Source organism: Micromonospora sp. NPDC049081 (assembly GCF_040648835.1).
GTDB lineage: Bacteria > Actinomycetota > Actinomycetes > Mycobacteriales > Micromonosporaceae > Micromonospora > Micromonospora antibiotica.
Window position 1 is genome coordinate 1 of sequence record NZ_JBEZEK010000032.1, and the last position, 11,499, is coordinate 11,499.

12 protein-coding genes are annotated in these 11,499 nt (G+C 73.3%); 9 read left to right on the forward strand and 3 right to left on the reverse strand.

What is annotated here, in order from left to right; all coding sequences use genetic code 11:
• Nucleotides 1–149: 149 nt before the first annotated feature.
• The gene (locus tag AB0B63_RS29100) at nt 150–449 is read right to left on the reverse strand and encodes a metal-sensitive transcriptional regulator (protein WP_091244878.1); all 300 of its coding nucleotides are present in this window, start codon (nt 447–449) and stop codon (nt 150–152) included.
• 94 nt (nt 450–543) lie between these two features.
• Between AB0B63_RS29100 and AB0B63_RS29105 the strand changes: the two genes are divergently transcribed.
• From AB0B63_RS29105 to AB0B63_RS29125, 5 genes are all read left to right on the forward strand, one after another.
• Nucleotides 544–750, forward strand: a complete 207-nt coding sequence (locus AB0B63_RS29105; protein WP_208565660.1) for a copper ion binding protein — start codon at nt 544–546, stop codon at nt 748–750.
• Between the two features lie 16 nt (nt 751–766).
• On the forward strand, nt 767–1,000 hold the full coding sequence (locus AB0B63_RS29110; RefSeq protein WP_357024495.1) for a hypothetical protein: 234 nt from the start codon (nt 767–769) through the stop codon (nt 998–1,000).
• A 14-nt stretch (nt 1,001–1,014) separates the two neighbouring features.
• The gene (locus tag AB0B63_RS29115) at nt 1,015–3,291 is read left to right on the forward strand and encodes a heavy metal translocating P-type ATPase (protein WP_357024498.1); all 2,277 of its coding nucleotides are present in this window, start codon (nt 1,015–1,017) and stop codon (nt 3,289–3,291) included.
• Between the two features lie 144 nt (nt 3,292–3,435).
• On the forward strand, nt 3,436–3,609 hold the full coding sequence (locus AB0B63_RS29120; protein ID WP_208565662.1) for a CsbD family protein: 174 nt from the start codon (nt 3,436–3,438) through the stop codon (nt 3,607–3,609).
• A gap of 149 nt (nt 3,610–3,758) precedes the next feature.
• Nucleotides 3,759–4,292 carry a hypothetical protein gene (locus AB0B63_RS29125; RefSeq protein ID WP_357024501.1) on the forward strand — a complete coding sequence of 178 codons (534 nt, stop codon included), beginning with the start codon at nt 3,759–3,761 and terminating at the stop codon, nt 4,290–4,292.
• A 238-nt stretch (nt 4,293–4,530) separates the two neighbouring features.
• Here AB0B63_RS29125 and AB0B63_RS29130 read toward each other — a convergent pair whose 3' ends face one another.
• Nucleotides 4,531–5,787: a DUF2786 domain-containing protein gene (locus tag AB0B63_RS29130; RefSeq protein ID WP_357024504.1), complete on the reverse strand. Its 1,257-nt coding sequence runs from the start codon at nt 5,785–5,787 to the stop codon at nt 4,531–4,533.
• A 167-nt stretch (nt 5,788–5,954) separates the two neighbouring features.
• Between AB0B63_RS29130 and AB0B63_RS29135 the strand changes: the two genes are divergently transcribed.
• The gene (locus AB0B63_RS29135) at nt 5,955–6,833 is read left to right on the forward strand and encodes a DUF3152 domain-containing protein (protein ID WP_357024507.1); all 879 of its coding nucleotides are present in this window, start codon (nt 5,955–5,957) and stop codon (nt 6,831–6,833) included.
• Between the two features lie 166 nt (nt 6,834–6,999).
• On the opposite strand, the gene AB0B63_RS29140 is transcribed toward AB0B63_RS29135, so the two are convergent.
• Nucleotides 7,000–7,428, reverse strand: coding sequence for an ATP-binding protein (locus AB0B63_RS29140; protein ID WP_357024510.1), 429 nt, complete (start codon nt 7,426–7,428; stop codon nt 7,000–7,002).
• Nucleotides 7,429–7,902: 474 nt separating this feature from the next.
• On the opposite strand from AB0B63_RS29140, the gene AB0B63_RS29145 reads away from it, so the two are divergent.
• The 3 genes from AB0B63_RS29145 to kdpA all read left to right on the forward strand — a co-directional run bounded on the left by AB0B63_RS29145 (nt 7,903) and on the right by kdpA (nt 11,495).
• Nucleotides 7,903–9,438, forward strand: a complete 1,536-nt coding sequence (locus AB0B63_RS29145; RefSeq protein ID WP_357024513.1) for a glycosyltransferase family A protein — start codon at nt 7,903–7,905, stop codon at nt 9,436–9,438.
• A 312-nt stretch (nt 9,439–9,750) separates the two neighbouring features.
• A complete protein-coding gene (gene kdpF, locus AB0B63_RS29150) occupies nt 9,751–9,840 on the forward strand; it encodes a K(+)-transporting ATPase subunit F (RefSeq protein WP_067312053.1) in 90 nt (29 codons plus the stop codon).
• Nucleotides 9,840–11,495 (forward strand): potassium-transporting ATPase subunit KdpA, encoded by a 1,656-nt coding sequence (gene kdpA / locus AB0B63_RS29155; RefSeq protein WP_357024516.1) that lies wholly within the window; start codon nt 9,840–9,842, stop codon nt 11,493–11,495. The genes kdpF and kdpA overlap by 1 nt, the downstream gene beginning before the upstream one ends.
• Nucleotides 11,496–11,499: the final 4 nt, after the last annotated feature.

Here is an 11,499-nt window from a genome sequence, read left to right on the forward strand (position 1 = left end):
CGGCGCAGCGTCTCGATCACCGGGCCGAGCCCGGCGGCCATGCTGCGTTCGAAGTCGGCGGTCTGCGCGTCGGTCTCCGGCCCCGCGACGCCGGGCGGTCCGCCCGTCCGGTGCCCCGCCGACCGCAGGTCGCCGGACGGGCGGGCCGGTCAGCCGCGTTTCATCAGGCGGCCGACGGCGGCCATCATCTCGGCGGCCATCTCGTCGGCGCGGCCCTCGGCGGCCCCCTCGTGCATGCAGTGCCGGGCGTGGCCGTCGAGCAGCCCGAGGGCGACCTTGTCCAGGGCGGCCTGCACGGCGGAGATCTGGGTGAGCACGTCGATGCAGTACCGGTCGTCGTCGACCATCTTCTCGATGCCCCGGACCTGCCCCTCCACGCGGCGCAGCCGCGCGAGCAGTTGGTCCTTGCTGGCGGTGTAGCCCCGGACCGGGGTGCTCGGTGTGGTCATGGCGACCAGGATAGCGTACCCCTGGGGGGTATGCTACGGTCGCAGGGCGACGTACCCCTGGGGGGTATGTTGGACGAGTGGAGGGAAGAGCCGCATGATCACGAACTACCAGGTGAAGGGCATGACCTGCGGGCACTGCGTCAGCGCGGTGAGCGCCGAGGTGGGTGCCCTCGACGGCGTCACCGACGTCCAGGTCGACCTGGCCTCCGGCCGGGTCGCCGTCACCAGCGACCGCCCGCTGGACGCCGCGTCCGTGCGGGCCGCCGTCGACGAGGCCGGCTACGACCTCGTCGAGGCGTGACGGTCCGGGGGGACCGGTGAACACACCGACAAGGCTGGGCGGATTCGCCCTCGCCCTCGCGGTGGTGTTCGGCGCGGCGTACGGGGTCGGCCAGCTGACCGGCCCCGTCACCCCGCCCGCCGAGACCCGCCACGACCCCACGCACACCCCGCGACCCGTCCCCAGCCCCGTTAGCCCGGAGCCCACCACCGACCCGACGCCGAGCGTGCCCGTCACCGGCACCGGCGGGGCCGGTCACACCCACGGTTGACCGGAGGTGCCGCGATGACCCCGAACACGTCGAACCTGCCCACCGCACCCCACCTGATCGAACTGGCCATCGGTGGAATGACCTGCGCGTCCTGCGCCGCCCGGATCGAGAAGAAGCTCAACCGGCTCGACGGCGTCGAGGCGAGCGTCAACTACGCCACCGAGAAGGCCACCGTCCGGTACGCCGACGGGGTCACCCCCGACGACCTGATCGCCACCGTCGAGAAGACCGGCTACACCGCCGTCGTCCCCCCGCCGCCCACCCCCGCCGGCACGGAACCGGCCGCAGGGCCGGTAGACGAGCTGGGCGCCCTGCGGACCCGGCTGCGGGTGTCGGCCGTGCTCACCCTGCCGGTGATCGTGCTGGCGATGGTGCCGGCCTGGCAGTTCACCTACTGGCAGTGGCTGTCACTGACCCTGGCCGCCCCGGTGGTCGCGTACGGCGGGCTGCCGTTCCACCGGGCCGCCTGGACCAACCTGCGGCACGGCGCGGCGACCATGGACACCCTCGTGTCGCTCGGCACCCTGGCCGCGTTCGGCTGGTCGCTCTGGGCGCTCTTCCTCGGCGACGCCGGGATGCCCGGGATGACCCACCCGTTCCGGCTGGACATCGTCCGCACCGACGGGGCCGGCAACATCTACCTGGAGGCCGCCGCCGGGGTGACCGTGTTCCTGCTGGCCGGCCGCTACTTCGAGGCCCGCTCCAAGCGGACCGCCGGGGCGGCCCTGCGGGCCCTGCTCGAACTCGGCGCGCGGGACGTCGCCGTGCTGCGCGGCGGCACGGAGACCCGGGTTCCGGTCGCCCAGCTCGTGGTGGGCGACCGGTTCGTGGTCCGGCCCGGCGAGAAGATCGCCACCGACGGGCGGGTCGACGAGGGCACCTCGGCGGTCGACGCCAGCATGCTCACCGGCGAGTCGGTGCCGGTCGAGGTGGGGCCCGGCGACACGGTGGCCGGTGCCACCGTCAACGCGGGCGGCCGGCTGGTCGTCACCGCCACCCGGGTCGGCGCGGACACCCAGCTCGCCCAGATGGCCCGGCTGGTGGAGGCGGCACAGACCGGCAAGGCCGCCGTGCAGCGGCTCGCCGACCGGATCTCCGGGGTCTTCGTGCCGGTCGTCATCGTGCTCGCCGTCGGCACGCTGGGCTGGTGGCTGGGGTCCGGGGCCGGCCCCACCGCCGCCTTCACCGCCGCGGTGGCCGTGCTGATCATCGCCTGCCCGTGCGCGCTCGGCCTGGCCACCCCGACCGCGCTGCTGGTCGGCACCGGGCGGGGCGCCCAGCTCGGCATCCTGATCAAGGGACCGAAGGTGCTGGAATCCACCCGGCAGGTCGACACGGTGGTGCTGGACAAGACCGGCACCGTCACCACCGGCCGGATGACCCTGGTCGACGTCCGTCCCGCCGAGGGGCAGGACCGGGCCGAACTGCTCCGGCTCGCCGGGGCGCTGGAGGCCGGCTCCGAGCACCCGATCGCCCGCGCCGTGGCGGCCGGCGCCGCCGAAGTCGGGGAACTGCCCCCGGTCACCGGGTTCGCCGCCGCCGAGGGGCTCGGCGTCACCGGCACCGTCGACGGCCACGAGCTGGTCGTCGGGCGGCCGAGGCTGCTCCGCGAGCGGGGTCTGGACGTACCGGAGGAGGTGGTCCGGGCGGTGGCCGAGGCGGAGGCCGCCGGTCGTACGGCAGTGGTGGCGGGCTGGTCCGGGCGGGCCCGTGGGGTCCTCGCGGTCGCCGACGTGGTCCGGCCCACCAGCCGGGATGCGGTCGCCGGGCTGCGCGCCCTGGGCCTGACCCCGGTGCTGCTCACCGGGGACAACGCGACCGTCGCCAAGGCGGTGGCCGCCGAGGTGGGCATCGACCGGGTGACCGCCGAGGTGCTGCCGGCCGACAAGGTCGACGTGATCCGCCGGCTCCAGGCGCAGGGTCGTACGGTCGCCATGGTCGGTGACGGGATCAACGACGCGCCGGCCCTGGCCCAGGCCGACCTGGGGCTGGCCATGGGCACCGGCACCGACGTGGCGATCGAGGCGTCCGACCTGACCCTGGTCCGGGGCGACCTGACCGCCGCGGTGGACGCGATCCGGCTCTCCCGGCGCACCCTCGCCGTGATCAAGGGCAACCTGTTCTGGGCGTTCGCCTACAACGTGGCCGCCCTCCCGCTGGCCGCCGCCGGCCTGCTGAACCCGATGATCGCGGGCGCGGCGATGGCCTTCTCGTCGGTCTTCGTGGTGGCCAACAGCCTCCGCCTCCGCCGCTTCTCCACCACCACCCTCCACCCCGGACGACCGCGTTGATCAAGAGGTTTGCGTCACCAGTCGGCTTGCTGGTGACGCAAACCTCTTGGTCAACGGGCCGGAGCGGGGGGTGGGGGTGTTTTGGGGACGGGGGGTGGGGGTAGTTGAGGGGCGTTGGAAGAAATGCTTATTCGGGAGGCTTTCATGGGGTTCGACGACAAGATCGAAAACACGAGCGAGAACGCCGCCGGCAAGGTCAAGGAAGGCGTGGGTCGGGCGACCGACAACGAGCGTCTGGAGGCCGAGGGTCGCAGCGACCAGGCCAAGTCCAGCCTCAAGCAGGCCGCCGAGAAGGTCAAGGACGCTTTCAAGAGCTGAACCGCGCCACCCGTCACGCCGGACCGACCTCGTCGGTCCGGCGTGAGGCGCGTCGGGGGGTGCGGCGCGTCGGGGGTGAGACGTCGGCCGAGCGGGCCGTGCGGCATCGTGTCCGTGGTACCGCCCGACACATCGAAACGGGGAAGTCGATGCACCGCAGCTCCGCCACCGCGCTCACGTTCGCCGTCCTCGCCGTCCTCGCCAGCGGCTGCTCGGACAGCGGGGACGACACCGACGCCGCACCCGTCACGCCGACCAGTGCCGCCGATGCCCCCACCGGGCAGGCCACGCCCGACACGGTGACGACCACCACCCCGACCGCCGGCACCCCGACCGCCGGCACCCCGACCGCCGGCACCGCCGCGAACACCGCGCAGGTCTGTCGCGCCGTCGACCAGCTGATCATCGACGGCAGCCGGCAGATCACCGCCGACTCGGCTGCCGCCACCCGGGAGGAACTCACCCCGGAGCAGCTCAACGGCAAGCTCAAGGGGCGACTGAGCGGGCTCGCCGACGACCTCCGTGCGCAGGCCCGCAAGGCCCGGGACGCCCGGATCAGGAAGTTGGTCGACGAGACCGCCCGGAAGATCGAGGCCGGCGCGGCGGCCAAGAGCCCGGCAAGCTGGATGGGCACCGACTTCGTCGAGATCCCGGCCCGGCTCACCCGCGACTGCCACGTCTGACCCGGACCCCACCCGATCCTGCCCGGCAGAGGTCCTGCCCGCCCGGCAGCGGTCCTGCCCGGCGGACCCAGCGGTCCTGCCCGGCGGACCCAGCGGTCCTGCCCGGCCTGGAGTCCTGCCCGGCCCAGCGGTCCTGCCCGGCCCGGGAGACTTACCTGGGCCGAGGGTCTGCCCGGGCCGGGGATGCCCGGTCGGGCGCGGGCACAGGGACGTGGTGGGCGGATCCCGGGCCGTCGGGTCAGCGTCGACCGGGCAGCGGCCGGCCCGGCGGGGCGGTACCGGCCAGCGAGGCACGGTCGGCGGCCGAGGTGCCGGACTGCCAGCCCTCGGCGTCCCGCACGGTCAGCCGGGCCCGGGTGACACCGGGGAAGAGGGTGTCCATCCGCTCCCGTACCGCACCGGAGCGGGCGGCGAGCACCGGCAGCAGCCGGTCCGCCCCGGCGTCCTGCGCCGCCTGCCGGTTCGCCTCGTCGGTCGCGGCCCGCAGCCGCTCGCCGATACGCCGGGCGAAGGCGTGCAGGAAAGCCTCGTCGTACGCCTTGGTGCGTCGACCGCCACCCTGACGTTCCCGGCGTCCGCGCAGCATCGCGGCGGTGGCCTGCACCAACAGTGAGGTGTGCAGCAGTTCGACGGCCTCCAGGTCGGCGGAGAAACCGAGCACGGTGGCGAAACCGAGATCGTCGGACCAGACCGACTCGCACCGGTTCGCCGCCGCCACCTCCTGCACCAGCAGCGCTTTCGCACCCGCGTACGGGGCGTCGGTGCTGATCCGGACCCCACCGGGCCGGTCCGGGTGGGCGGTGTCCGCCTCGACCAGTGCCCGTTCCAGGCTGTGCCGGGCGATCAGCTCCTGCGCCTTGCCGGTGAACGCCTCAGCCTCGGCCGGGAACGTGGTGGACTCCGCCTTGGCGAGCAACGCCCGTACCCGGTCGAGCACCCGGGATCCGCTCGGACCGCTCGACGCGGTCGTGGCCGGTCCGCCGACGCCGCCGGGCGGGGGGCGCAGCACCGCGACCGGCGGCAGGCCGGTCAGCAGGGCCAGCACCTCGATGGCGTCGCGCAGGGCGGTGATCCGGTCCGTACCCTCCCGGGTGGTCCAACCGGTCAGCCATCCGGCGTCGTCGTCCCCGTGGACCCGGGCGTCCAGGCCGGCCAACTGGTCGTCCCACCACTGCGGCACCGGGCCGGGCTGGGCCGCCCGGTCGGCGGCGAGGGCCTCGGTGACCAGCCGGCCGGGGCGCGCGCCCAGCCGTCGGGTCACGATCCGGGCCACGTCGGCCGGCTGCCAGCCCCGTGGCCAGAGCCGGCCCAGGGCGGCCACCAACCGGCCGAGCAGGGCGGCGTCCACCGCCGCCGGGCCGTCGGGTCCGCCGGGCGTCGGCCGGCCACCGTCACCGCCGACCACGAGCTGGTCCAGCTTCCGCTCCGCATCGCGTACGTCGGTGCCGCGCACCGCCGCGACCGCGGCGGCGATGAGGGCGTCGGCGTCCGGCACGGGTGGTCCTTCCTCGGCGTGACGGCCGGGTGGTGTCCGGATCGTCGGGAGTGTCTGCCCGGCAACGGTACCCGGGCCCGGATTGCTCCTGCCGGGCACTCATCCGTTCGGGCCTCGCGCCCGTACTCCTGCCCGGAGTGGACCACAGGTGGACGGGGAGGACGACGGTGAGCACCCTGACGGTGAGCGAGGCCGCTGACCGGGGCCGGCACCGGGGGCGACGCCGGGGCGTGACCCCGGCCGGTGTCCTGTCGGTGGTGCTGGTGGTGGCCGGGCTGGCTGCCGGCGGTGCGGTGGTGGCCCAGCGGCAGGGCGTCGACCTGGGCGCGCTCATCGGCGACGTCCGCCGGGAGCCGGTCCGGCCGCCCGCCGCCGCGGTGCCACCCGTGCCGACCCGGGCGGAGGCACCCGTCCCGCTCGGATCCGCCGCCGCGCCCGCCCCGGCGGCGCTGCGCTACCCGCAACGGGGGACCGGCACCTGGCGGACGGCGACCGCCCAGGGTGCGGTCGCCGGGCGGGACGGCCAACTGCTGCGCTACCGGGTGGCGGTGGAGGGTGGCATCGACGCCGTCGACCCGGAGCGGTTCGGCCGGGAGGTGGCGGTGGTGCTCGCCGACCGCCGGGGCTGGACCGCCGACGGCCGGTGGCGGCTGCAACGGGTCGGTGCCGACGGTCCGGCGGACTTCACCGTGCTGCTGACCACCCCGGTCACCCGGGGTGAGCTGTGCGGGGACACCTCGGACCGCTACACCTCCTGCCGCAACGGTGACCGGGTGGTGATCAACGTGGCGCGATGGGCGCGGGGCGTACCGGATTTCAAGGGTGATCTCGCTACTTACCGGTCGTACGTGCTCAACCACGAGGTGGGACACCGGCTGGGCCGGGGTCACGAGCGGTGCCCGGCGGCAGGCGGGCCGGCACCGGTGATGCAGCAGCAGACGCTCGGCCTGCACGGCTGCCGGCCGAACGCCTGGCCGATGGCGGGCGGCACCCTGTTCACCGGTCCCGCCGGTGAGTACGACGACCCGATCCCGGCCGGCGACTGACCCCTTCCGCCGGGCCGGCCAACTCGGCTGCGGCCGTGCTGCGGCCGTTTCGGCTGCGACCGGCCGTTGGGCCTCTCGGCTGCGGCCGTGCGGCGGGCCTTCTCGGCTGTGACCATGTGACGGGCCAACTCGGCTGTGACCATGTGGCGGGCCTTGCCCGGTCGGGTCAGCGGCGGGGGAAGGACGCCCAGATGTTCTTGGTGCGGTCGGTGGCGTACCAGCCGACCTCCAGGGAGACCGCCATGGCGATCTGGAGTCCCCGGCCGCCGGCCCCCATCGGCCGGGTGTCGGACAGCTCGGGGATGGTGCTGAGGTCGTGGTCGGCGACGTCGAGGATGAGCGACTCGTCGATGGCGAGTAGCCGGACAATTGTGGGCGGAATTCCGTGTTTCAGGGCATTGGTTGCCAATTCGGTGGCGACCAGGACGATCAGCTCGGGGACCTCGTCCAGGTTCTGACCGTCGAGCAGCCGCTCACCGGTGAGTGCCTCGTGCAGCGAGGCGCGCAGGGCACGCAGGCCGGCGGGATTGGCCAGTTCCCACCGGCGCAACTCGGTGGCCTGAGGTGGGGGCGGCGAGGTGCTAAGCGGTGCCATGATCTCGGTTTACCCTGCGTAGCGGTTTCCCATGCTTGGGTCCGCTGTCGAGGATTCGTCCTTCCGGCACCCGGATCAGCGCCCCGCCGGCCGAGCTCGGAGCCGCCCGACCAGCCCAGGTGGGAGCCGGCCGACCAGCTCATGCCAGGGCCGCCCGACCAGCTCAAGTCGGGGCCGGCCGACCAGCTCAGGTCGGGGCCGGCCGTGCGGTGATCCGGGGTTCGGTGGGTGCCCGGTGGAGTGTGGTCCCGGCCACTGTCGAGGGTGGCGTTCCAGGCGGGAACGGGTCGTCCTGCACCACCGGGCCGAGGATCGAGAAATCATCCGATTCGGGGCCTGCATCAGCCCCTGCGGTCGCGTAAAGTCCGCAAACTGAACGGGCCATGTCGGCGACGGAACGCCCCCCAAACGGGTGCCCGTCCGCACGGTTGGGCGCATCCCCGCGCCGGCTCACGGACCGCCTCAGGAAGAGCCATGACCGCCAGTACGAATGACCCCAAGGTGACCGTCGTGGTCCCGGCGTACAACTCCGGACCGCACATCGAGAAGCTCGTCACCTCGTTGCTGAGCCAGTCGCTGCCGGCCGGCGAGTTCGAGGTCATGTTCGTCGACGACGGCTCGACCGACTCGACCGGCGCCCGGCTCGACGAACTGGCTGCCGCCCACCCGCACATCCGGGTGCTGCACATCGACAACTCCGGCTGGCCGTCGCGGCCCCGAAACCTCGGCGTCCAACACGCCCGGGGCGAGTACGTCTTCTTCGCCGACGACGACGACTGGTTCGGCGCGGAGGCGCTGGAACGGCTGTACGCCTGCGCCCGCGAGCACGACGCGGACCTGGTGGTCGGCAAGATGGCCGGGCACCGCCGTTCGGTGCCGCGCGAACTGTTCCGGCGCAACCGGTTCGACGCCACCCTGGCGAACGCGCCCCTGATCGACAGCCTCACCGCGCACAAGCTGTTCCGGCGCTCCTTCCTCATCGAGCACGACCTGCGTTTCCCGGAGGGCAAGCGCCGGCTGGAGGACCACGTCTTCGTCACCCGGGCGTACTTCCTGTCCCGGCGCACCTGCGTGCTGGCCGACTACGTCTGCTACCACCACCAGCGGCGGGTCGACGCCGGCAACGTCACCGCCACCGCGCTGGAGCCGGCCGGCTACTTCGTCAACCTGCGTGAGGCGCTCGACATCGTCGACGCGCACACGGAGCCCGGTGCGCTGCGGGACCGGCTGCACCGGCGGTGGCTGCGCAACGAGATGGTCTCCCGACTTCGCGGCCGGCGGTTGCTCGACGCGCCCGCCGACTGGGTGGACCAGTTGGTCGGCGAGGCGCAGCGCACGATCCGGGACCGGTTCGCCCCGGGCGTCGCCGCCGGTCTGCCGCCACTGCAACGGATCATCACCCGGCTCATCGAGCAGGGCCGCACCGCCGACCTGCGCCGGTTGGCCCAGTGGGAGGCGGCCGTCCGGGCCCAGCCCACCGTGCAGCGGGTCGAGCAGGACGGCGGTGTCCTGACCGTCACCCTCACCGGCGAGTTGTTCTTCGGCGACCAGCCGCTCACCCTCACCGCCGACGGCGAGCAGCGGCTGCTGGTGGTGCCGGTGGACGACGTACCGGCCGACCTGCGGGACGCGACCCCCGGGATCAAGCAGTCCAGGCTCGACGTCATCGCCCGGCGGCGGGACACCCGGGAGGAGTTCTTCGTGCCGGTCACCGGCGCCGTCGAGCTGGTCCCGGCGGGCGACGGCACGCTGCGGCTGGTCCGGCGCGGCACCGCCCGACTCGACGTCGGCGCGCTCAACGGCGGCCGCAGCAGCGGCACCTGGGACCTGAAGGCCCGGATCACCTGCTGTGGCTGGACCGAGGACGCCACGCTGCCGATGGCCTTCCGCTGCGCGGCCGACGGTGCCCGCCCGGTCACCGTGGCGCACCTGGACAGCCTGCGTTTCCGGCTGCGGCGGGCGGTGGCCCGGCGGGTGCCCGAGTCAATCCGGCGGGCCATCCGCCGCTGACCCGGCCGGTACGACCGGTCGGGCCGTCCCGCCCGTCCACGCACCGACCTCCCCACCGCACCGTGACCGCCGTCACCGGCTGCGGTGGCCGGCGTGAAGAACACGTCAAGAAACCGCGGCTGCCCGTCTAGGTCGCGTTATGGACCCTGCCCGATCGGATCAGAGCGCGTTGTGATTGCCCGGCGTGGCCGGAAGGCGGTCACGGCGTTCAGGTCCGGTTGAGGGAGTCCGCGTGTCTGACGTGGTGTTCGTACTGGTGACGGTGGTGCTGTTCGCGGCGCTCGCCCTCGTGGTGAGGGGCGTGGAGAAGCGGTGAACGCCGTCAACGCCGTCGGCCTGGTGCTGGCGATCGGCCTGGGTGTGTTCATGGTCGTCGCGCTGCTGTTCCCGGAGCGCTTCTGATGACCACGACCACAGCGGGCGTCATCTTCATCCTGTCCCTGGTGGTGGCGCTGGTCGTCGCGTACCGCCCGGTCGGCGACCACCTGTACCGGGTGGTCGCCGGCACCCGGCAGTCCCGGGTCGAGCGCGGGGTGTTCCGGCTGGTCGGGGTGAACCCGGCCGCCGAGCAGTCGTGGGGCGTCTACGCCCGCAGCGTGCTGGCCTTCTCCGCCGTCTCGGTGCTGTTCCTCTACGCCTTCCAGCGGTGGCAGGACCACCTGTGGCTGTCGCTGGGCTTGGACCCGGTCGTCCCGCACGGTGCCTGGAACACCGCCGTGTCGTTCGTGACCAACACGAACTGGCAGTGGTACGCGGGTGAGTCGACCATGGGTCACCTGGTGCAGATGGCCGGGCTGGCGGTGCAGAACTTCCTGTCCGCCGCGGTGGGCATCGCGGTGGCGGTGGCCCTGGTCCGGGGGTTCGACCGTAGCCGTACCGGCGAACTGGGCAACTTCTGGGTCGACCTGGTCCGGATCACGCTGCGGGTGCTGCTGCCGGTGGCGGTGCTCGGCGCGGTCGTGCTGATGCTCGGCGGGGTGGTGCAGAACCTCTCCGCCGGCACCGACGTGACCACCCTGACCGGCGGCGGGCAGAGCATCCCCGGTGGGCCGGTGGCCGGCCAGGAGGTGATCAAGGAGTTGGGCACCAACGGGGGTGGCTTCTACAACGCCAACAGCGCCCACCCGTTCGAGAACCCGACGGCCTGGACGAACTGGATCGAGCTGTTCCTGATCCTGCTGATCCCGTTCAGCCTGCCCCGGGTCTTCGGCCGGATGGTCGGCCAGCACCGGCAGGGCTACGCGATCGTCGCGGTGATGGCCGTCCTGGCGCTCGGCAGCGTCACCCTCACCAACGTGTTCGAGCTGGCCGGGCACGGCACCGTGCCGCAGGCGGTCGGCGCGGCGCTGGAGGGCAAGGAGGTCCGTTTCGACGTGTCGAACTCGGCGACCTTCGGCGCGGTCACCACGCTGACCTCGACCGGCGCGGTGAACTCCGCCCACGACTCGTACACCGCGTTGGGCGGGATGATGACGTTGGGCAACATGATGCTCGGCGAGGTCGCCCCCGGCGGCGTCGGCGCGGGCCTGTACGGGCTGCTGGTCCTCGCGGTGATCACGGTGTTCGTCGCCGGTCTGATGGTCGGCCGGACCCCGGAGTACGTGGGCAAGAAGATCGGTTCCCGCGAGATCACCTTCGCCTCGCTGTACTTCCTGGTCACCCCGGCCCTGGTGCTGATCGGCACGGCTGCCGCCTTCGCCACCGGCAACGCCTCGACCGCGTTGAACGTCGGCCCGCACGGACTGTCCGAGGTGCTCTACGCGTTCACCTCGGCGAGCAACAACAACGGTTCGGCGTTCGCCGGGATCACCGTGAACACCCCGTGGTGGAACACCGCCCTCGGGTTGTGCATGCTGCTCGGCCGGTTCCTGCCGATCATCCTGGTGCTCGCGCTGGCCGGCTCGCTCGCCCGCCAGGCGCCCACCCCCGCCTCCGAGGGCACCTTGCCGACCCACCGCCCGCTCTTCGTGGGGATGGTCGTCGGCGTCACGGTGATCCTGGTGGCGTTGACCTTCCTGCCCGCGCTCGCCCTCGGCCCGCTGGCCGAAGGGCGGTGACCAC